Annotated in this window: 17 protein-coding genes; 10 read left to right on the forward strand and 7 right to left on the reverse strand. The window is 68.4% G+C overall.

The annotated features are described in order from the left end of the window. The first annotated feature begins 33 nt into the window (after positions 1-33). From FHS74_RS06995 to FHS74_RS07020, 6 genes are all read left to right on the forward strand, one after another. The gene (locus FHS74_RS06995) at positions 34-1,416 is read left to right on the forward strand and encodes a formimidoylglutamate deiminase (protein ID WP_184798849.1); all 1,383 of its coding nucleotides are present in this window, start codon (positions 34-36) and stop codon (positions 1,414-1,416) included. Positions 1,417-1,443: 27 nt separating this feature from the next. Then, entirely contained in the window at positions 1,444-3,144 is a 1,701-nt protein-coding gene (hutU, locus tag FHS74_RS07000) for a urocanate hydratase (protein WP_184798851.1), read from the forward strand. After that, positions 3,141-3,950: an N-formylglutamate deformylase gene (hutG, locus tag FHS74_RS07005; RefSeq protein ID WP_184798852.1), complete on the forward strand. Its 810-nt coding sequence runs from the start codon at positions 3,141-3,143 to the stop codon at positions 3,948-3,950. The genes hutU and hutG overlap by 4 nt, the downstream gene beginning before the upstream one ends. 45 nt (positions 3,951-3,995) lie before the next feature. Further along, positions 3,996-5,510 carry a histidine ammonia-lyase gene (hutH, locus tag FHS74_RS07010; RefSeq protein ID WP_184798855.1) on the forward strand — a complete coding sequence of 505 codons (1,515 nt, stop codon included), beginning with the start codon at positions 3,996-3,998 and terminating at the stop codon, positions 5,508-5,510. Between the two features lie 46 nt (positions 5,511-5,556). After that, complete coding sequence (locus FHS74_RS07015) at positions 5,557-6,237, forward strand: GntR family transcriptional regulator (RefSeq protein ID WP_184798857.1); 681 nt, start codon at positions 5,557-5,559, stop codon at positions 6,235-6,237. Between the two features lie 129 nt (positions 6,238-6,366). Beyond that, positions 6,367-7,827 carry an APC family permease gene (locus FHS74_RS07020; protein WP_184798858.1) on the forward strand — a complete coding sequence of 487 codons (1,461 nt, stop codon included), beginning with the start codon at positions 6,367-6,369 and terminating at the stop codon, positions 7,825-7,827. A 267-nt stretch (positions 7,828-8,094) separates the two neighbouring features. Here FHS74_RS07020 and FHS74_RS07025 read toward each other — a convergent pair whose 3' ends face one another. The 3 genes from FHS74_RS07025 to FHS74_RS07035 form a co-directional block, all read right to left on the reverse strand. After that, positions 8,095-9,396, reverse strand: a complete 1,302-nt coding sequence (locus tag FHS74_RS07025) for a spinster family MFS transporter (protein WP_184798860.1) — start codon at positions 9,394-9,396, stop codon at positions 8,095-8,097. Between the two features lie 98 nt (positions 9,397-9,494). After that, entirely contained in the window at positions 9,495-11,729 is a 2,235-nt protein-coding gene (locus FHS74_RS07030) for a TonB-dependent receptor (RefSeq protein WP_184798862.1), read from the reverse strand. A gap of 18 nt (positions 11,730-11,747) precedes the next feature. Further along, positions 11,748-12,644, reverse strand: a complete 897-nt coding sequence (locus tag FHS74_RS07035; protein WP_184798864.1) for an alpha/beta fold hydrolase — start codon at positions 12,642-12,644, stop codon at positions 11,748-11,750. A 131-nt stretch (positions 12,645-12,775) separates the two neighbouring features. On the opposite strand from FHS74_RS07035, the gene FHS74_RS07040 reads away from it, so the two are divergent. The 3 genes from FHS74_RS07040 to FHS74_RS30135 are packed head-to-tail and all read left to right on the forward strand — an operon-like array spanning position 12,776 to position 15,809. Further along, positions 12,776-13,486: a TetR/AcrR family transcriptional regulator gene (locus FHS74_RS07040; protein WP_184798866.1), complete on the forward strand. Its 711-nt coding sequence runs from the start codon at positions 12,776-12,778 to the stop codon at positions 13,484-13,486. Positions 13,487-13,545: 59 nt separating this feature from the next. Continuing rightward, positions 13,546-15,051 carry an acyl-CoA synthetase gene (locus FHS74_RS07045; RefSeq protein ID WP_184798868.1) on the forward strand — a complete coding sequence of 502 codons (1,506 nt, stop codon included), beginning with the start codon at positions 13,546-13,548 and terminating at the stop codon, positions 15,049-15,051. After that, positions 15,048-15,809: a MaoC/PaaZ C-terminal domain-containing protein gene (locus tag FHS74_RS30135; RefSeq protein WP_211106152.1), complete on the forward strand. Its 762-nt coding sequence runs from the start codon at positions 15,048-15,050 to the stop codon at positions 15,807-15,809. Before FHS74_RS07045 ends, FHS74_RS30135 begins: the two co-directional genes overlap by 4 nt. Positions 15,810-15,843: 34 nt before the next feature. Here FHS74_RS30135 and FHS74_RS07060 read toward each other — a convergent pair whose 3' ends face one another. The 4 genes from FHS74_RS07060 to FHS74_RS07075 form a co-directional block, all read right to left on the reverse strand. Then, entirely contained in the window at positions 15,844-17,142 is a 1,299-nt protein-coding gene (locus FHS74_RS07060; RefSeq protein WP_184798870.1) for a TetR/AcrR family transcriptional regulator, read from the reverse strand. Between the two features lie 136 nt (positions 17,143-17,278). Further along, complete coding sequence (locus tag FHS74_RS07065; RefSeq protein WP_211106153.1) at positions 17,279-17,920, reverse strand: cytochrome P460 family protein; 642 nt, start codon at positions 17,918-17,920, stop codon at positions 17,279-17,281. 30 nt (positions 17,921-17,950) lie between these two features. Continuing rightward, entirely contained in the window at positions 17,951-18,964 is a 1,014-nt protein-coding gene (locus tag FHS74_RS07070) for a GlxA family transcriptional regulator (protein WP_184798872.1), read from the reverse strand. A 171-nt stretch (positions 18,965-19,135) separates the two neighbouring features. Next, entirely contained in the window at positions 19,136-20,083 is a 948-nt protein-coding gene (locus tag FHS74_RS07075; RefSeq protein WP_184798874.1) for an aldo/keto reductase, read from the reverse strand. A gap of 358 nt (positions 20,084-20,441) precedes the next feature. Between FHS74_RS07075 and FHS74_RS07080 the strand changes: the two genes are divergently transcribed. Beyond that, positions 20,442-21,917, forward strand: a complete 1,476-nt coding sequence (locus tag FHS74_RS07080; RefSeq protein WP_184798876.1) for a phosphotransferase — start codon at positions 20,442-20,444, stop codon at positions 21,915-21,917.

Below are 21,917 nucleotides of genomic sequence, written 5' to 3' on the forward strand. Positions count from 1 at the left end.
TGCCCGCCGCTAAATCGGGAAAGAGGCATGTCAATGGGCGCCCCTCATACGCTGTTCGCCGAAAAGGCCCTGCTGCCCGGCGGCTGGGCCCGCGACGTCCGCATCTCGGTGGGCGCCGACGGCCTGATCCAGGGGGTCGCGGCCGACAGCGCCGCAGCGCCTGGGGATCAACGCGTGGCCGGCACGGTGGTTCCCGGCATGCCCAACGTCCATTCCCACAGTTTCCAGCGGGCCATGGCCGGGCTGGCGGAGCGCTGCAACGCCAAGGGCGACAGCTTCTGGACCTGGCGGGAGATCATGTACGCCTTCCTGGGCCGTCTGACGCCGGATCAGGTGCGGGCGATTTCCGCCCAGCTGTATGTGGAGATGCTGGCCGCCGGCTACACCGCCGTGGCGGAATTCCACTATCTGCACAACGACGCGGACGGCACGCTGTACGCCGATCCCGCCACCCTGTCCTGGTCCATCCTGCAGGCGGCGGATGAGGTGGGCATCGCCCTGACCCATATCCCCGTTCTCTACATGCGCGGGGGCTTCGATGACCGGCCCCTGACGGGCGGGCAGCGGCGCTTCGCCGGCACGCCGGACAGCATGCTGACCCTCATCGATCAACTGACACCCCAGTTGACGGCCGATCAGCGGCTGGGCCTGGCGCTGCATTCCCTGCGCGCCGTGGGGCCGGGGGCCTTGGCCGAGGCCGTGGCCGGCTGGACCGCGCGCGACGCCGCCGGCCCCATCCACATCCACGCCGCCGAACAGCCGCTGGAAGTGGCGGACAGCCTGGCCGCCACCGGCAGCCGCCCGGTGGAATGGCTGCTGGAGCATGCCGCCATCGACCGCCGCTGGTGCTTCATCCATGCCACCCACATGACCGAGGACGAGGCCCGGGGACTGGCGCGCAGCGGCGCCGTCGCCGGCCTGTGCCCCAGCACCGAGGGCAATCTGGGGGACGGCTTCTTCCGTCTGGAGACCTTCCTGAATGCCGGCGGCGCCTTCGGCATCGGCACCGACAGCCATGTCAGCATCGACCCGCGCGAGGAACTGCGCTGGCTGGACTATGGCCAGCGGCTTCTGACAGGTCACCGCTCGTTCGAGGCCGGCAACCCCCACGTCGGCGCCCGGCTGTGGCAGGCGGCACTGGCTGGCGGGGCCCAAGCCCTGGGGCGTCCTTGTGGCGCGGTTGCCGTGGGCGCCAAGGCCGACCTGTTGGTGCTGGACAATGATCATCCCAGCCTGTGGCGGCGCGAAGGCGACCACCTGCTGGACGCCTTGGTCTTCGCCCGGCAGGGCGGCAATCCCATCCGCCACGTCATGGTCGGCGGCCGCTGGGTGGTGCGCGATGGCTCGCATCCCCAGGCCGAGGCCATCGCCCACCGCTACCGGGCGGCCGTCGCCGACCTGCAAGCCGATCTTTGAGATTTTCCGCCCGAGAGGAACGATCCCATGTCCACCCGTCCCCATTCCACCCGCCTGGACAATTCCCGTGTCATCCGCAGCCCCCGCGGCGCCCAGCTGAACGCCAAGACCTGGGCCACCGAGGCCCCCTTGCGCATGCTGATGAACAACCTGGACCCCGAGGTGGCGGAGCGGCCGGAGGAATTGACTGTCTATGGCGGCATCGGCCGGGCGGCGCGCGACTGGGAAAGTTTCGACCGCATCGTCGAGACACTGAAGCGGCTGGAGGGTGACGAGACCCTGTTGGTGCAGTCGGGCAAGCCGGTGGGCGTGTTCCGCACCCATGCCGACGCGCCGCGCGTGCTGATCGCCAATTCCAACCTGGTGCCGCGCTGGGCCACCTGGGACCATTTCAATGAATTGGACCGGCTGGGACTGATGATGTACGGCCAGATGACGGCGGGCTCCTGGATCTACATCGGCAGCCAGGGCATCGTCCAAGGCACCTATGAGACTTTTGTCGAGATGGGCCGCCGCCATTTCGGTGGCAGCCTGAAGGGCAAGTGGATCCTGACGGCCGGCCTGGGCGGCATGGGCGGGGCCCAGCCCTTGGCAGCCACCATGGCGGGCGCCAGCATGCTGGCCGTGGAATGTCAGCCCAGCCGCATCGAGAAGCGGCTGGAAACCCGCTACCTCGACCGCCGTACCGACAGCCTGGATGAGGCCATCGCCTGGATCCATGAGGCCAATGCCGCCGGCGCGCCCATCTCCGTGGGCCTGCTGGGCAATGCCGCCGATGTGTTCCCGGAATTGGTGCGCCGCTCCCAGCACGACGCCCGCTATCGCCCCGACGCGGTGACGGACCAGACCTCCGCCCATGACCCCGCCAACGGCTATCTGCCCCAGGGCTGGACCCTGGCGCAGTGGGAAGATGGCCGGGCCAGGGACGGCAAGGCCGTGGCCGCCGCCGCCCGCCAGTCCATGGTGACGCATGTGCGGGCGATGTTGGATTTCCACCGCATGGGCGTGCCCACCGTGGACTATGGCAACAATATCCGTCAGGTGGCGAAGGATGAGGGACTGGACGACGCCTTCGCCTTCCCGGGATTCGTGCCGGCCTACATCCGCCCGCTGTTCTGTGAGGGCAAGGGCCCCTTCCGTTGGGCGGCCCTGTCGGGCGATCCGGAAGACATCTGGAAGACGGACGCCAAGGTCAAGGAGCTGATGCCCCATGACGCCCACCTGCACAACTGGCTGGACATGGCGCGGGAGCGCATCGCCTTCCAGGGCCTGCCGGCGCGCATCTGCTGGCTGGGCCTGGGTGACCGGCACCGCGTCGGCCTTGCCTTCAATGAGATGGTGGCCAAGGGTGAGCTGAAGGCCCCCGTGGTCATCGGCCGCGACCATCTGGACAGCGGCAGCGTCGCCAGCCCCAATCGGGAGACGGAGGCTATGAAGGATGGCAGCGACGCCGTGTCCGACTGGCCGCTGCTGAACGCCCTGCTGAACTGCGCGTCGGGCGCCACCTGGGTGTCGCTGCATCATGGCGGCGGCGTGGGCATGGGCTATTCCCAGCATTCCGGCATGGTGCTGCTGTGCGACGGCACGGCGGAGGCGGCCAAGCGCATCGAGCGTGTGCTGTGGAACGACCCGGCCACCGGCGTCATGCGCCATGCCGACGCGGGCTACGACATCGCCATCGACTGCGCCCAGCGCCACGGCCTCGACCTGCCCATGGTTGCCAAATGACGGCGCCGGTCTTCACTTTCCGCCAGGGGACGGCGCCGCTGCTGATCTCCTTCCCCCATGTGGGCATCGGCGTGCCGGAGGACATCGCCTCCCGCCTGGCGCCGGAGGCCCATGGCCTGGTCGACACCGACTGGCACGTCGACGCCCTGTACGACTTCGCCGACAGTGTGGGCGCCTCCACCCTGGTGGCGGGCCACAGCCGCTATGTCGTGGATCTGAACCGCCCGGCGGACGACGCCAACCTCTATCCCGGCCAGGCCGGCACCGGCCTGATTCCGGATAGGTTGTTCGACGGGGCGCCCCTGTATCTGGCCGGCCAGGAGCCGACCGACGCGGAGAAGGCGGACCGGGTGGCGGCTTACTGGGTGCCCTATCATGCCCGGCTGGCGGCGGAACTGGAGAGGCTGAAGGCCAGGCACGGCTATGCCCTGCTGTGGGACGCCCATTCGATCGCGGCGGAAGTGCCCCGCCTGTTCGACGGCCGCCTGCCGGACCTGAACCTGGGCAGCAACGCCGGCGCTTCCTGCGACGCGGGCGTCACCGAGGCCGTCTTCCAGGTGGCGGCGGCCTCCGGCTATAGCGCCGTGCTGAACGGCCGGTTCAAGGGCGGGCACATCACCCGCCACTACGGCCGGCCGGCGGAGCATGTCCACGCCCTGCAACTGGAGCTGTCGCAGGACACCCACCTGGCGCCCGGCCTGGTGCCGGCGCTGGACCCGGTCCGCTGCGGCCGCCTTCGTCCGGTGCTGCGCGCCATGATCGAAACCTTCCTGTCCACCGCAGGCCGGCATTACGCCGCCGCTTGAAGACAGGCCGACATCCATCTGATTTTTCTACGGAGTTTCCGTGTCATGCCCACCCTTGATCTCGTCCCCGGCCGCCTGACCCTGGCTGACCTGCACGCCGCCCTGGCCGGTCCCGTCACCCTGGCGGTGGACGACGCCACCCTGGCCGATGCGGAAAAGTCCGCCGCCACGGTGGCCGCCGTCATGGCGGCCGGCCGTACCGTCTATGGCATCAACACCGGCTTTGGCCTGCTGGCCAAGACGCGCATCGGCAACGACCAGCTGTCCCAGCTTCAGCGCAACTTGGTGCTGAGCCACGCGGTGGGCACCGGCCCGCTGCTGGACGACGCCATCGTCCGCCTGGTGCTGGTGCTAAAGATATCGTCCCTGGCGCGGGGCTATTCCGGCGTGCGCGGCAGCGTCATCCGGGCGCTGGTGGCGCTGGCCAACCACGGCGTCTATCCCTGCATCCCGTCCAAGGGCTCCGTCGGCGCCTCGGGTGACTTGGCGCCGCTGGCCCATCTGGTGGCGCCGCTGCTGGGCGTAGGGGAGGTGCGGGTGGACGGCCAAATCCTGCCCGCCACCGAAGGCATCAAGCGGGCGGGGCTGGAGCCCATGGATCTGGGTCCCAAGGAGGGCCTGGCCCTGCTGAACGGTACCCAGGTGTCCACCGCCCTGGCGCTGAACGGCCTGTTCGCGGCCGAGCGCGTGTTCCAGGCGGCGCTGACCGCCGGCGCCCTGTCGGTGGACGCCGCCCGCGGTTCCGACACCCCGTTCGACGCCCGCATCCATGAGTTGCGCGGCCAGAAGGGCCAGATCGACACGGCGGCGACCTATCGCCACCTGCTGGACGGCAGCGCCGTCCGCGCCTCCCACGTGGATTGTGAGCGGGTGCAGGACCCCTATTGCCTGCGCTGCCAGCCGCAGGTCATGGGCGCCTGCCTGGACCAGTTGCGCATGGCGGCCGTTACCCTGCTGATCGAGGCCAACGCCGTCACCGACAACCCGCTGGTCTTCCCCGACACCGGCGACATCCTGTCCGGCGGCAACTTCCATGCCGAGCCGGTGGCCTTCGCCGCCGACCAGATCGCGCTCGCCCTGGCGGAGATCGGCAACCTGTCGGAACGCCGCATCGCCATGCTGGTGGACCCCCACCACAATGGCGGCCTGCCGGCCTTCCTGGTGAAGGACGGCGGCATCAATTCCGGCTTCATGATCGCCCACGTCACGGCGGCGGCACTGGCCAGCGAGAACAAGGGCCTGGCCCATCCCGCCTCGGTCGACAGCATCCCCACCTCGGCCAACCAGGAGGACCACGTCTCCATGGCCACCTGGGCGGCCCGCCGCCTGATCGACATGGCCGACAACGCCGCCGGCATCGTCGGCATCGAGGCGCTGGCCGCCATACAGGGCCTGGAATTCCACCTGCCGCTGAGGACGTCGGAACCGCTGGAGGCGGCCCGCGCCAAGCTGCGCGCCGTGGTGCCGGCCTACGACCAGGACCGCTACTTCGCCCCCGACATCGCCGCCGCCAAGGCCCTGGTGGTCAACGGCGATCTGGGCGCCGGGCTGGCGTTCTAGTAAGAGGGGGGCTGGACCGGCGGCAGGGGCAGGAGGGAAGCGGGCCTTGATCACCACGGAGGAACGCCTGAGCGAACGGGCCTATCAGGCCCTGCGCGCCGACATCATGCTCTGCCGCCTGACACCGGGGCAGCGGGTCAGCGAGGCCTTGCTGGCGGAGCGGTTGGGTTTCGGCAAGGCGCCCGTGCGCACCGCCCTGGCGCGGCTGTGTCAGGAGGGGTTGATGGCGGCGCGGGCGCGCAGCGGTTTCACCGTGGCGCCCATCACCCCCGAAGACATCATGCACTGCTTCCAGATCCGCCTGGTGCTGGAACCCATGGCCGGGCGGCTGGCGGCGGGGCGGCTGACCCCGGCCCAGGTGCGCCGGCTGGTACGGGCGACCACCATCACGGTGGAAGCGGACGATCCCGATCAGCACCGCAAGATCCTGCAGGCCGACCAGGATTTCCACGAGACCATCGCCGAGGCGTCGGGCAACCCGCGCCTGCAACAGGTTCTGCTGATGCTGTTCGAGCGGGGGCAGCGCGCCCTGTACATGGGCATTCCGCAGTCGGAGGGGGCCGCCGCCTTCCAGGCCGGCAGCCAGGCGGTGCTGGCGGCGCTGATCGCCGGCGACGGCGAGAAGGCGGCCCACTTGCTGTACGAGCATGTCTACACCGGCCAGAACTTCATCATCGAGGCCGTGCTGCGGCAATACCCCTCACCGGAAGACGATGGTGTCGACTGAAAAATTTGATGTGTTCCCGGGCCCGCAATGGGGACGGGGGCGCCGGAACGTGTTAGGACGGGGATAACGGATATGGCAGGGCCCCTGACGCGTGGTCCGCCCTGGCCATGAATGGGGAAAGGATCGGGCATGGGGTTGTTTACGGTCAAGCCGGTCGATGCGCTCATCGCGGCCGGTGAGGGGAGCCATGGGGCCAAGCTGAAACGCAGCCTGGGCACGCTGGACCTGATCCTGGCGGGCGTCGGGTGCACCGTTGGCGCCGGCATCTTCGTCATGACCGGATCCGCCGCCGCCACCCATGCCGGCCCCGCCGTCGCCATCTCCTTCGCGGTCGCGGCACTCGCCTGCCTGTTCGCCGGCCTGTGCTTCGCCGAATTGGCCACCGTCATCCCCGTGGCGGGCAGCGCCTACAGCTACACCTACGCCACCCTGGGCGAACTGGTGGCCTGGCTGGTGGGCTGGAACCTGGTGCTGGAATACATGATCAGCGGGTCCACCGTGGCGGTGGGCTTTTCCGGGTATCTCAACGCCTTCCTTGGCCAATGGGGCATCCATCTGCCTTCCTGGCTGGCATCCGCCCCTTTGAGCTATTCCGAGGACAAGGGCTTTGAGTGGACCGGCGCGCTGGTCAACGGCCCGGCCGTCTTCATCATCGTGCTCTGTGGCGTGGTGTTGAGCCTGGGTGTGCGTGAAACGGCGCGGTTCAACAACATCTCGGTCGCCATCAAGGTGGGGGCCATGATCCTGTTCGCCGCCGTCGGCATCTTCTATGTCGACACGGCCAACTGGCACCCCTTCATCCCGGCGAACACCGGCAGTGGCGCCTTCGGCTGGGACGGCATCTTCCGCGCCGCCGGCACCCTGTTCTTCGCCTATATCGGCTTCGACGCCGTCTCCACGGCGGCGCAGGAGGCCGACCACCCGCAGCGCACCGTGCCCCGGGGCATCCTGGGCGGCCTGGCCGTCTGCGTGTCGCTGTACGTGGTGGTGGGGCTGGTCATGACCGGCTTGGCGCCCTATTCCCTGCTGGACGCGCCCGAGGCCATCTTCATCGCCATCAACCATGCCGGCCCGTCGCTGGCCTGGCTGGGCATGGTGGTGAACCTGGCGGCCATCCTGGGTCTGGGCTCCGCCATCCTCATCTGCAATTACGGCCAGATCCGCATTTTCTACGCCATGGCGCGCGACGGCCTGATGCCGCCGTCCTTCGCGGCGGTGAACCCGGAACACCACATCCCCTGGCAGGCCACCCTGTGGGTCACGGTGGTGGCGGCCATCATCGGCGGCATCGCCCCCCTGGATGTGCTGGGCGATCTGGTGTCCATCGGCACGCTGCTGGCCTTCGCCCTGGTCTGTGTCGCCACCCTGGTGCTGCGCATCCGCGACCCGCACCGCCCGCGTCCTTTCCGCGTGCCCTACCTGCCGGCCGTCGCCGTCATCGGCACCGTGGTCTGCGTCGCCCTGATGGTCACCCTGGGGCCCAGCACCTGGATCCGCTTCGGCCTGTGGAGCCTGCTGGGCCTGGCGATCTATTTCGCCTACGGCATGCGCAACTCCGCCCGGCAGCGCCAGGCGCAGTTGGCGGAGTGATCAGGTCTCGGCAAGGATGTGGGCGGGTTCCAGGTCGCTTCAGGGCGCCGGACAGGTCCGTGATGGCCAAGCCCGGTTTCGCATGGACTTGCACCCGGGCATCCGGCAAGAGATCCACCACGACCTTGTCCCCAGGTGCGCCAGGACCTCGCGCCGCAAGGTGAGTTGCCCTTTGGCGGTGACGGTCAGTTCAATGGCCACGGTCCGCGTCTCCACAGGGATGGGGACTTCAATGTAAGGCTTTCCACCCTTACCCCCAACCTCGCCTCACCCCTCCCAATCCCGTTCCAGCTTGCGGCTGGCCAGGAAGAAGAACAGGGCGCTCAGCAGGTAGAAGCTGAGGCCGATCACCATGGAGTAGCGCAGGGCCTCCGCGCCGAAGCGGGGGGCCAGGAAGTCGGACAGGCGGCCGAAGAAGAAGATGCCGAAGCCGATGCCCACCAGGTTGTTGATGAACAGGAAAATGGCCGAGGCGGTGGCCCGCATGGACGGCGGCACCACATGCTGCACGGCGGCGATGATGGGGCCCAGCCAGGCGAGGCCCAAGGCCAGGGGCAGGGTGCAGAGCGCCGCCACCAGCCACAAGTCCCGGGCGATGAAGCCCAGGGCGTAGAGCGGCACGGCGATCAGAAACGCGATCGCCGGAACCAAGGGATAGGCCGCCTTGGCACGGCCTCCCAACCGGTCCGCCAGCACCCCACCGGCCCAGATGCCCAGGGTGCCGGCCACCAGGGTGCCGCCCCCCAGCAACAGGGAGACGTCGGCCAGTTTCATGCCGTGCATGCGGGCCAGGAAGGACGGCATCCAGAACGCCAGGCCGTAGCCCAGGACGGAGCAGGAGGCGGCGCCGGCCGACAGCAGCCAGAACGATGGCTTGGCGCCCAGGATGACCAGCACGGCTTTCAGGGGAACGGGCCTCGCGGCACCCTTCACGGCGTCGAGGGCGCCGCGCGCCGGCTCACGCACGCAGATGAGGAAAATGGGCACCATCACCAGGCCCGCGATGCCACAGACGGTGAAGGCCAGGCGCCAGTTGACGGCGGTGGCGATATAGCCGCCCAGCAGGATGCCCAGCGCGCTGCCGAAGGGAATGCCGAAGGAATAGACGGCCAGGGCCCGCGCCCGCTGGTGCTTGGGGAAATAGTCGCTGATCAGGGAATAGGCCGGCGCCACGCCGCCGGCCTCACCCACGCCCACGCCCATGCGGCACAGGAACAGTTGCCAGAACACGCCGACCTGGCCGGTCAGGGCGGTGAAGCCGCTCCACAGCGCCAGCGACACCGCCATGATGCGCACCCGGCTCAGCCGGTCGGCCAGGCGGGCGATGGGGATGGCGAGGAAAGTGTAGAACAGGGCGAAGGCCGGCCCCCCCAGCCAGCCCAGCTGGGTGTCGGTCAGGCCCAATTCCGTCTTGATGGGCACGGCCAGGATGCTGAGGATCTGCCGGTCCACGAAATTGAGCGTGTAGACCACGAACAGCGCCGCCATCACCAGGACGCGGTATCCCGGCCTGACCAGGGGGGCGGGCTGGGCGGGAAGGACGGGCTGTTCCAAGGTGGTCTCGCTCATGACGGTCGTATCCTGCCTTCTCTATCATGGAAATCCGGCGGCGTTCAGGTGGATGCCTCCCAAGTGGATGCCTCCACGCACCGCCGCCGGGGCCAGGCCTAAAAGTGCAGGCCGACCGTGCCGGTGATGGTGCGCGGCGCGCCGTAGTAAGCGGTGTAGGAGTTGACGTAGGTGGCGCTACCGAAGGGGTAGCCGCCGATGCGGTAGCGCTCATCCGTCAGGTTCTTGGCGCGCAGTCCCACCTGCCAATGGTCGTCGGCCGAGGTCCAGACGAAGTTCAGGTCGACCAAGGTATAGCCCGGCTGGTCCAGGATGCTGGCGGTGTCGTACAGCTGGGTGAAGCTGCGGTAGGACACGGTGGCGGCCGAGTTCAGCGTGCTCTTGTCATCGAAGGGCAGCAGGTAGGACAGGGTGAAGCCGGTGGTCCATTTGGGCGTGTTCTGGAAGCCGCGCAGGCCGGCCACGTCCACATACTTCTTGGACGTGAGGTCATAGGACAGGAACTTGTCGAACTGCGCCATGGTGTAGCCGACATTGGCCTGCGCGGTCAGCTGGCGGGTCAGCTTGGCGATGGCCTCCAGTTCCAGGCCGTAGATGTGGCTGGAGCCGACATTGTCGACGAAACTGGCGATGCCCGTGGCGGTCGGCACCTGGGTCGTCACCTGCTGACCGGTGTAGTTGGAGTAGAAGCCCGCCATGTTCAGCGTCAGGCGGCGGTCCAGATAGTCGCCCTTCACGCCGACCTCATAGCTGTCGACCGTCTCGGGATTATAGCCCTTGACCGTGTCCGGGGTCAGCACGGCGTCGCCGCGCATGTCGAAGCCGCCGGACTTGAAGCCCTTGGAGTAGGAGGCGTAGGTGGTCACGTCGGGGGTCAGCTTGTAGCTGACGCTGGCGCGCGGGGTGAATTCGCCGAAGCTGCGCTGGTTGGTGTAGTTGGTGCGGACGGAGAAGGGCGCCTGCGCTTTGCCGCCGAAGCTCGGGCTACGGATACCCAGGTAATAAGCGCGGTAGACGCTGCCCGTCTTGTCGTCGTTGGTGTAGCGGCCGCCCAGCGAAATCTTGAGCGCGTCGGTGATGTCGTAGCTGAGGTCGGTGAAGCCGGCGACGCTCTTGGTCTTGACCGAGCCGGACGTCAGGATGCTCAGGCCCAAATTCTGCACGTCGGTGTCGAAGGCGCCAGCGGAGGTGGCATCCATGTAGTAGATACCGGCCACGCCCTGCAGACGCTCACCGGTATAAATGGTCTGCAGTTCCTGGCTGAACTGGTGGTCCTTGTACAAGGCGGGCACGTCCAGATAGGGCTGGGGCAGGTTGTCGAAATCGATGTTGGTCTGGGTGTAGCCGTCGCGATAGGCGCTGATGGCCTTCACGGTCCATTCGTCCGTCACCGCCCATTCCGCTGTCAGCGACAGGCCCCGGTTGGTCACGAAGTTGTGGTCGCCCACGCCGGCCATGGTGTCGTAGTCGTTGGCCAGCGGCGCGGCGCCGCTGGGCGTCGCCGTCTCACGATGGCCGCTCTTGGCGTTGGACATGTCGTTGGTCTGGTCGGCCGCCACCTTGACGGTGACCTTCTCGGTGGGCTTGAATTCCGCGCTGATGCGCCCGGCCACAACGTCCTTATTGTACTGATCGGCGCCGGTGTAGAGGTTGTGACCGTAGCCGTCGTGGCGGTAGATGGCGACGGCGCCACCGATGGCGAACTTCTCGCTCAGGGGCGTGCTGCCGGACAGGATGATGTTGTGCTCGTTATAGCTGCCGATCTCCACCCGCGCGTTGGCGGTGGGCTGGTCGCCCAGGTCGCGGGTCACGTACTTGATGGCGCCGCCGATGGTGTTGCGGCCGTAAAGCGTGCCCTGGGGCCCGCGCAGCACCTCGATGCGGTTGACGTCGTAGATGTCCAGCACCGCGCCCTGTGGCCGGGCGATGTAGACGTCATCGACATACAGGCCCACGCCGGGCTCGAACCCCCACAGCGGGTCCTGCTGGCCCACACCACGGATGAAGGCGATCAGCGTGCTGTTGGACCCGCGTGCCACCTGCACCGTGGTGTTGGGCGACTTGTATTCCAGGTCCGTCAGGTTGACGGCGCCCTGGGCCTGCAACTGTTCGGCGGAAAAGGCGCTGACCGCCACCGGCACGTCCTTCAGGTTTTCCGCCCGGCGGCGGGCCGTCACCACCACCTCCTGCAGGACGTCGTCACCGGACGTGGCCGCCGGTGCCGCCTCCTGCGCCAGGGCCGTGTGCCCGACAACCAGCCCCGCTCCCAGAAACACCACCGGGGCGCCCAGCAACCAGGCGACCTGTAGACCCTTGCGCGCAGCCTTGCTCATGCCCTGTCCCTCCCGTTCTTAGGTTCGTTGATCGCCGTTCCCCGCCTGGCCCCTGGGGGCCGGCAGGCCGGCGGCGAAGCCGGTGATGATCTCGTTGAAACGCCGCGGCTCCTCCAAATGCGGGGCATGGCCGGAGTCCGCGAAGATGACCTGCCGGGCCTGGGGCAGGGTCGCCGTCAGCCAGTCGGCGGTGCCGGCGGGGTAGAGCTGGCTCAAAGCCCCGCGCAGGACCAATGTGGGCAAGCGCAGGGTGGCCAGGTCGGATCGGAAATCCTGGGTCAGCAGGTCCAGCCACAGGGACGCCATGGCCTCGGCATCGCAGGCCGCGACTTGTTCCTCCGCCCAGCGGCGCAAACCGGCATGGGGGTTGCCGGCGGCGAAGATGCGCCGGGCGATGCGGGGGGCGAAGGTCGCCCAGTCGGTGGCCAGCATCCGGGCCGCCTGCGGTGCGCGCGCCTGCACGGCCCCGCGCAGCCCCCAGGGCCAATCCGCGTCGTTACACAGGCGCGGGCTCATATCCACCACCACCAGACCGGCCACACGATCCGCCGCGCCATCCAGCAGCGCGCGCCAGGCGACCATGGCGCCCATGGACCAGCCGACCAATACCGCGTCCCGCCTATCCAGCCGGGCCAGCAGGGCGCGGACGGCATCCGCCTGGGCCTGCACCGTCGGTCGTGCGGCAGGGGACCCGCCATGGCCCGGCAGGTCAGGGGCCAGGATGCGGAACGCCGTCGTCAGCCCCACCAACTGCGGTTCAAAGAAACCCCCATGGGTGGCCCAGCCGTGCAACAGCACCAGGGGACGGCCGGCGCCGGCCAAGCGGCAGGCGAGGGTATCGCCGGCGCCCCCTGTCATCGGGCGCGCATCGACCCCGCCCGGCCGCTCTCCAGCCTGTCGCCCCAGTTCGTGCATCGGTGTTTTCCGCGCTTCGTGGTATCCACCGACAGTAGTGCCGGCGGAACGTCCTCCCGACGTCATGCTTGCCGTAAGATGAAAGTTGAGTCAACGTTCAAGTTGTAGAAAATGGGAAGGGAGGTGGGGGCATGGCGCGAACGAACGAGGCGGTGCGGCAGGCCGCCGGCGATGCCGGGGCCGATGCCAGGGGTGCCGATGGCGCGCCTGAGGAGAGGGCCGGGACCGAGGTGAAGCCCACGGAAGCGGCGGCCGGTGCCGACAAGACCCCACGGACGGAGCGGGGCAAGCGCACCTTGCGCAAGCTGCTGGACGCGGCCGCGCTGGAATTCGGCGAGCGCGGCTTTCACGAGGCGTCGGTCAGCGGCATCACCCAGCGGGCGGCGGTGGCGCTGGGCACCTTCTATACCTATTTCGACAGCAAGGAGTCGCTGTTCCGGGCCCTGGTGGAGGATATGGGCGCGCTGACCCGCCGGTGGATCGCGGAGCGGGTGGCCGGTGCGCCCGATCGCCTGACCGCCGAACGCCTGGGCCTGGAGGCCTTCATCGAGTTCGTGCGGGGCCACCGTAACCTCTACCGCATCGTGATGGAGGCGCAGTTCGTTGCCGAGGATGCCTACCGGCGCTACTATCAGGTGTTCGCCGACGGCTATATCAACAATCTGGAGTCGGCCCGGAAGCGGGGGGAGATCCGCGAGGGCGACGTGGAGGTGCGGGCCTGGGCCTTGATCGGCATCAGCGTCTTCATCGGCCAGCGCTATGCCGTCTGGGGCGATGACCGCCCGGCGGCGGATATCGCGGCGGAGGCGGCCGACTTTATCGGCCGGGGTTTGAAGCCTTGACGTGACAGGACCATTCCGAAACCGGAACAACATCGGGAGGGGGCGACCGGCGCCTGATCATGTGGGATCTGTTCGATCTGACGGCACAGCGCGCCCGGCTGACGCCGACACGCACCGCCCTGGTGGATCTAGCCACCGGCGGGACACTGACCTATGCCGATCTGGACGACCGCGCCGCCCGCACCGCGAGCCTGTTGGCGGCATCGGGTGTCGAACCGGGTGACCGGGTGGCGGTGCTGTGCCGCAACCGGCCGGCGTTCTTCGAGCTGTTGTTCGCCTGCGCCAAGCGTGGCTGCATCGCCGTGCCGCTGAACTGGCGCATGCCGGCGGCGGAGTTGGTCCGCGTGCTGGCCGACTGCCAGGCCAGGCTGTTGTTCCATGGCGCTGAGGACGCGGACACGGCAGGGGCCTTGGCCGGTCCGGCGCTGGCCCTGTCGAACCTGGATGATGGCCACGATGCCCGCGTGGCGGCGCAGCCGCCGCTACCGCCCCGCGAGACTTGGCCGGCGGATGACATCTGGTATCTGCTCTACACCTCCGGCACGACGGGGGAGCCCAAGGGCGTGCTCTACACCTACGGCATGGCCATGGCGAATTACGTCAATCTGCGCCAGGGCGTCGATCTTTCGGAAGACGACCGGACGCTGAATTACCTGCCGTTGTTCCACACCGCCGGCATCAACCTGCACACCCTGCCCCTGCTGATCGCCGGGGGTGAGGTGCTGGTCCAGCCTGCCTTCGACGCCGGCGCCGTGCTGGACCTGATGGCGGCCGGACGCATCACCACCTTTTTTGGCGTGCCCGCCGTCTATCGGCAACTGGCCCTGCATCCCCGGTTCAAGGATACGGATCTGGCCGCCGTGCGGCGCTGGGCCTGCGGCGGGGCGCCGCTGGACGATGCGTTGGCCCGACGCTTTGTCGAGCGCGGCGCCCGGGTCTGCAACGGCATGGGCATGACGGAAACGGGGCCAACCCTGTTCCTGAACGACCCCGAGGGGGCGACCGCCAAGGTGGGCGCCATCGGCAAGCCGCAGATGCTGTGCCGCGTGCGGGTGGTGGATGATTCGGGGCGGGACGTTCCGGTCGGCCACGTCGGCGAGGTTTGGGTGAAGGGGGCGGCGGTGACGCCGGGGTACTGGCGCCAGCCCGTGGCGACGGCGGCGGCCTTTTCACCCGACGGGTGGCTGCGCACCGGTGACCTGGTGCGCCAGGATTCCGATGGCTATTACTATCCCGCCGGCCGCCTGAAGGAGATGTTCATTTCCGGTGGGGAGAACGTCTATCCCGTGGAGGTGGAGAACGCCTTGCTGCGCCACCCGGCGGTGCTGGAGGTGGCGGTGGTCGGGGTTCCCGACCCGGCGTGGGGGGAGGTGGGCCAGGCGCATGTGCGCGTCCATCCCGGCACCGACATCGACAGTCTGGCGCGACACTGCCGAAGCCTGCTGGCCGGTTACAAGGTGCCCCGCCATTTCGTGCTGGTGGATGATTTCCCCCGTACCGCGGCGGGCAAGATCCAGAAGCATCGGTTGGCCGCGCCGCCACCGGGCCTGGATCTGGCGTCGTGAGTGGCGCGGGGATCGGGCGCACGCTGAGCCAAGGCGATTTCCAGGCCTTCGCCCGGTTGTCGGGCGACGACAACCCCATTCACCTGGACCCGGACCACGCCGCCCGTACCCGCTTTGGCCGCACCGTGGCCCATGGCGCCCTGTTGTGCGCCATCCTGCGCGGGCTGGCCGCCGAGGTGTCGCCCGGCCAGCCCCTGGCACGGCTGGCCGTGACCTTTCCGGCGCCGGCCTACGCGGACGAGGCGCTGACCTTCCACGCGACAACCGCTGATGGCGCGCGCGTCGGGGTGATGGCGCGGCGGGAGGCGGATGGTCAGGCGGTTTGTGACGGCGTGGCGACCTTGGCCGCATTGGCGCCTGACCCCGGCTGGCGCGATCCGCCCCCCGGCGCCACCGCCGCCGTCACCCGTCTTTACACGGCTGCCGATCTGGAGGCCTACGAACACCTGACCGGTCATCGCCTGCGCGAACCGCTGGTGCTGAGCCTTTTCTCCTTCCTGTTGGGCGTCCAATTGCCGGGGCCGGGCACCAACTATCTGAAACAGGAAACAGTGTTCTGGCGTCACGCGCCCATGGGTGCGGCGCTGTCCGCCACCGTGTCCATTACCCGCCTGCGGCCGGATAAGCGGCTGGTCGACCTGGCCACCATCTGCCGCGTTCATGATGGCGATGGACCAGACGCCATCGTCGCCACCGGCCGGGCCCTGGTGCTGGCGCCGCACTGGACTGCCCAGGATTGGGCGTTCCATGCCGAATAGGGGGTGCTTGCAACGCGCCGGTGGATAGGGCCACTCAGCCCTTGGGGATTCCCGGCTGCAGATAGCGCAGCAGCCCCCTCATCTCCGCCGCATACCCGGCGACGTCAGGGGGAGCGTCCAAGGCGTGCAGAATCTGCGCCCGCCCCTGCATCCAGGTCGAGATGATCTGCGCCTGGAAGGGGGAGAGGGGGGGCTGATCGTGCAACACCCTGTTCAGCGCCACCCCTATGCGGGCGCCGCGGTTCTGGCGGAAGGTCAGGTATAGGGGGGCCAGGGTGGCGTCGCGGCAGGATTCCAGGGCGAAGTCACCCAGGGCGTGGGTGGTGTTGCGGCCGGCGATACGGCCGCCTTCCACCGGGGTCAGCATATGGTCGGCCACCGCCCGCAGAAAGATGCCCAGTGGCGGCAGTTCGCGGCGCTCCGCCGGAATCTCCCGCCGCAGTTCACCGTGAATGAACTGGAAGGCGCGGCGGATGATGTCCCCCCGGGACCGGAAATAGTAGGTGGTGGAGGAGAGGGAGACACCGGCCCGGTGTGCCACGGCGCGATGGGTCACGGCGGCCACGCCCTGGTCGATGATGGTGGCGACGGCGGCGGCGACGATGCGCCGCTCCGTCTCGCCGGCTGGCTCCGTGCCCTGGTCGGTCGCGTCGGCCGGGCGGCGCAGGCGGTCGTGCCACAGGGCACTGCGGTCATCCTCCGGATCGCAAAGATGGCGGATGTTTTCCACCACCGACAGGGCGAAGCCGGTGGCGCCGCCAGCGACCAGCAGGGTCGAGCGATCCCCCACCATGTAGTGCAACATCATGTCGGCGACATGCAGGGGCAGGCCGGCCAGCGCGAACAGGTCGCGGTATTGGCCGCGCCGTTCTTCATACCACTGGGCCAGGATGGGGCGCAGGGGGGCGGTGTGGCGGGCCTGGTGGATCAGCTCATACCACACCAGTTCCAAGGTGGCCTGCCGGGCCGACAGATCCAGCGTCTGCGCCACCAAGGCGTCGGCCAGGGCGAAAAGCGGCAAGCCACCGTCGCCCAGCGACACGCGGAAGTGCTGCCAAGATTCACGGTCCCGCTCCGCCGCCGCCTGGAACACCGCCTGGGTCAGGCTGTCCTTGTCGCCCAGATGATAGGGGACGGCGCTGGTGGAAAGGCCGGCGGCGGCGGCCAGGTTCCGGACGCTCAGCGCCTTCAGGCCGCCCTGGCCCAGAAGCGTGTGCGCCTGGTCGATCAGTCGCTCGCGGGTACCATCCTGGGCGGCCCGGGCCGTGAGGAGGGGTGGCGCCGGGGCATCGGGGATGGGCGGGGCGAGGGGTGGGATCAGGCCGGGCTTCATGACCGCGCTTTTTTCTGTCGAAGCGCACTGATAATCCATCCCCGACGCGACGGCAATGATCGTTTGTCACAGCATGTCACAATTGCCGGCGAGGCCGGCTTCAAGGGGCGTGGACCGGGTTGGCAGTAGGCTCCGCCTAAGGTTTTTCGGCCAGGTAGGCGGCGCTGAAGGTCTTCCGGGCGGCGGCGATGGGGCTGAGCGTCGGGTAGAATTGTACGAAAGTGGTGTCCACCGCCCCATGGGCCTGATGGCAGCTGTAACAGCTCTGCTCCACCGGCAATTGCTCTGCCGGTTTGGGGTGCGCCTCATCGGCGTCGAAGGCGTAGAAGGCCCAGCCATCATCATGGAAGCGCGCCACATCCTTCACATGCACCTCCAGCCCCATCACCTCCGGCGTCTGGAAATGACCGTTCTTGTTGATGGAGCCCTTGTCCGCCGCACCACGCACCTCCAGGACGAAGACGGTCTTGTCGGGCCAGGTGCCGGTTTCCTTGAAGGCCAGGTAGGCCCCCCGGTTAACGAAGACATTGTCGAACATGGAATGGCCCATGCGGGCGGCGGGGCCATAGGCCATGTCCAGGCCGGACGTGAGATAAACCCAGTCCCGATAGTCGGCCGGGAAGGTCATCCGGTCATCCTTGTCGAACTGGGGCGCCCCTTGCGGCGGCGGGGCGTCGGTCGCGGCCGACGGACGGGCCGACACCAGGAGCAGCGAGAGCGGCAGAAAAAGCGGGAGCATCGCCGCCGCGACGCGGCGGGCAGCGGGGAACCTGGCCATGGGGCCTCCGATGGTTGAAGGGAAAGGGACTCAGGCGGTGCCGGGGGCGGCCGTTGAGGTAAAGTGCGCCTGGTACTGGCTGGGTGAAACGCCGTAGCGCTGGCGGAAGGCGCGGCGGAAAGCGTCGGCGCTGCGGAAGCCGATGGCGGGCGCCAGGCCGTCGACGCTCACGCCCGGCTGCACCAGGCGGCGACAGGCCTCGCCCAACCGCAGGTCGGTGACATAGTCCGCTGGCGGGCGGCCCAGGGCGGCGGTGAAGCGGCGGCGGAATTGCCGGGGGCTCAAATTGACCCGTTGCGCCAGTTCGTCCACCGAGAGATCACGATGCAGATTGCCCAGCATCCAGGCCGACAGGTCGGCGAAGCGATCCGATGTGCGGCTTTGGAAGCGCAGGGGTTCGGAAAACTGCGCCTGGCCGCCCGGGCGTTTCATGAACACCACCAGTTCGCGTGCCACCGCCAGGGCCAGGGCCGGCCCATGGTCCTCCTCAACCAGCGACAGCGCCAAATCAATGCCGGCGGTGACACCCGCCGCCGTGTAGAAACGTCCATCCTTCAGGAACAAGGCGTCGTCGCAGACGCGCAGGGCGGGAAAGCGGCGGGCCAGATCGGCGGCGTGGCGCCAATGGGTGGTGACGCGGCGGCCATCCATCAGGCCGCTGGCCGCCAGGCCGTAGATGCCGGTGCAGACACTGGCCACCCGCCGGATGCCGTCCGACCGCGCCGCCAGCCATCGGGCCACGGCGGCGTTGGTGCCAGGATCGCGCAGGCCTTTGCCGCCGGCGATGACCAGCGTGTCCAGGGCCGGGATATCGCCAGCCGCCAGACTATGCGTCGGCGCGAAGGTCAAGCCGGATTCACTGGTGAAGGGGCCCGCTTCCACCCCCAGCATAACGACGTGGTAGGGGCGGGGGCGCGGTGGGCCACCACCTTCCCCCCATTCCGCCAAATCGCCGGCATTGGCAAAAACCTCCGCCGGCCCTGTCACGTCCAGGGCATTGACGCCGTCATAACCCAAAACGCCAATGATCGCCGGTTCCCGCATGGCCTCTGTCCCCTTCGCGCCCGGCTGACGGGGGGCGCGTCTCACGGGGGCAGTATCAGGCGCGGTGGCGCCGGGTGGAAGGACGTCCACCCGACACTTCCGGCCATCCCCGATGGCACCCCGCGGAATGGCACCATGACCTGATCAAGGGGGGGTGGGCGGGCGCCCAGGTCAGGGCACCTCGTGGCCCTGGCTGGCCTGCAGGATTTGGAACCAGTGCTGGCGCTGCATCTTCAGGCTGGCGGCCTGCATATAGGTTCGCACCCGGGCCAGGCGGCTGGTGCCCAGCACCGGCACCGGCCGGGAGGGGTGGCGCATCAGCCACGCCAGCGCCACCGTCCCCGGATCGGCCACACCCATCTCCGCGCCCACGGCCTCCAGCGCCGCCAGGGTGCGGCGCGCCTGGTCCGTGGCGCCGGTGAACAGGCCGCCACCACCCAGGGGCGACCAGGCCATGGGCCGCATGCGCAGTTCCAGCGCCTGGTCCAGGGTGCCATCGAACAGGGGCGCCAGGGTGGTGACCGAGAATTCGATCTGATTGGTGACCAGTGGCCGGCCCAGACGCGACTGCAGCAGGCGCACCTGTGACGGATTGTGGTTGGAGACGCCGACATGGCGCACCATGCCACCGCGCAACAGCCGGTCCAGGGCGTCGGCGGTGTTGTCGGGGTTCATCAGCGGATCCGGCCGATGCAGCAACAGCAGGTCCACGTAGTCCGTGCCCAGGTTGCGCAGCGACTGTTCCACCGAGGCGAGGATGTGGTCGCCACAGCTGTTGTAGTGCTTCACCACATGGCTGGGCCGCTGCGGCGACAGCAGGGCGATGTCGCACTTGGTGACCAGTTGCAGGGCGGAGCGGCGACCGCCCCATTCCTTAAGCGCCTGGCCGAACAGCGTCTCCGCCCCGTAATCGCCGTAAATGTCGGCATGATCGAAGCTGCTGATCCCCAGCTCCAGGCAACCGTCGAGAAAGCGGGCAAGCTTTGCCGGGGTGTCGGTTTCTTCCCCCTCGCGTGAGCGCCAGGCACCCCAGACCAGCGGCGACAGCCGGGGGCCTTCGGCGTGCAGGCAGCTCTGGGCGTCGGGAACGGGGGGGCTATGGGTCGCGGTGCCAGGCATGGACAGGATCCGGTTTCTGGGGATGGGGAATGAAGAGCGTGCGAAAACCGTCTGAACTGCAGGGGCGCCATCGCCCCGTTTGTCCTGCGCCGATCTTCAGCCTCTCCAGGGACCGCCGTCGAGTGGAAAACATCAAAGTCGCGCCTTATCTCGCCCCCACCCATGCCGGCCTCGACCAGGGGTGGGGTGGGGCCATCCAGTCCTCCTCCATCGCGGGTGGTGGCGTCCGCTTGCCCGCTCGCCATGCTCGCTGGCACAATACCTGCATATTTGTCGGGACGTGCATGTTTGTCGGGGCGAGCATCCGCTTAGAGGTAAGGGGCCGTGCCGCCGGTACCGGTCCTGAGGAGAGGTCGCGATGAGCCTGACGATACTGTTCGATGATAGCCGGCGGGTTCCCGACGACGTCCTCAGCATGACCGGGGTGGTCTGTTTCGGTGGCCTGATCCATGGGCGGCGCACGCTGCTTCGCCATCTGCAAGAAGCGGCCCAGGAGGCGGGTCTGTCGCCGCCCGTGGTGCTCACCACCCGGGCCGCTCTGGATGAGGCGGCCGAGCGGGCGGGGGCGGCCCCCGCTTCGGCCCAGTTCCTGCTGTTCCCCGCCAACCTGGCGGCCCCCTCGCCTCGGGGGCATCTGACCCGGATGTTGAAGTCCCTGGCCCAGGCCGGTGGCAACCACGCCTGGCCGGTGCGTACCGCCGCCGACTGGACCGGTCTGGTCCTGGTGGAACAGCGTCTGGCCGAGGGGGCGCTGGGGGCCCTGGCGCAAGGGCGTTTGCGGGAATTCGTGACCCGGCGGCGCAAGGATTTCGCGGCGCCGGAGCGGGCGGAGCTGGGCCTGATCGATTTGCGCGACCCGGCCCAGTTCGTGGGCTTCCTCGCCAATAATTTCGATGCGCGCCACTTCAATTCCATCAGTGATGGGCCGGACTACACCCTGGTGAAACGCTCGCGCGACCGGGCCAAGCTGCGCCGGGAATTCGAGTATTACGGTCTGCTGCCGGCGCAGCAGCGCATCTACTTCGTCCAGCCCTTCGATTTCCAGGATGATGGCGAGACCGCCAGCTATCGCATGGAACGCCTGCTGATCGCCGACATGGGCATCCAGTGGGTGCACGGCGTCATGACGCCGGCGGAATTCGGCCTGTTCCTGGACCGGATGTTCAGCTATGTGGCCCAGCGGCCGACGCGCCCCGTGGCCCGGCCACAGGGCAGGGCCGTCATGGACCGGCTCTACCGTGACAAGGTGGTGGAGCGGGTGGCCCTGCTCAAGAGCTTGCCGGCCTACCGCGACCTGGCGCCGCTGCTGTCCCGGGCCGTGGGCGGCATCGACGCGTTGGCGGAGCGCTATCTGGCGGCGTACGAGGCCTCGCGTGACCGGTTCGCCGCCGACCAACTGGTGGTGGGCCACGGCGACCTGTGCTTCTCCAACATCCTCTATTCAAAGACGACCCAGCTGTTGCGCTTCATCGATCCGCGGGGGGTTGAGTCGGCCGACGCGCTGTACACCGACCCCTATTATGATCTCGCCAAGCTGTCCCATTCCATCCTGGGGGGCTATGACTTCATCAACAGCGGGCAATATGACGTGGCCTTGGACGCCGATCTTGGGCTGACCCTGGCCAACAACGCCGGCGATCGCGACTGGGCGCAGGGCCTGTTCCGCGATCGCCTGGCCCCGGCGGGCTTTGATCCCCGTCTGGTCCGGCTGTGTGAGGCCTCGCTGTTCATCAGCATGGCGCCCTTGCACATCGACGTGCCGAAGAAGATCCTGGGCTTCGCCCTGACCGCCCAGTCCATCCTGGATGAGATCGAGCGGCCCCCCGCCGCCTGA

The sequence above is a fragment of the Nitrospirillum iridis genome (assembly GCF_014205765.1).
In the GTDB taxonomy this organism is placed as follows: Bacteria; Pseudomonadota; Alphaproteobacteria; order Azospirillales; family Azospirillaceae; genus Nitrospirillum; species Nitrospirillum iridis.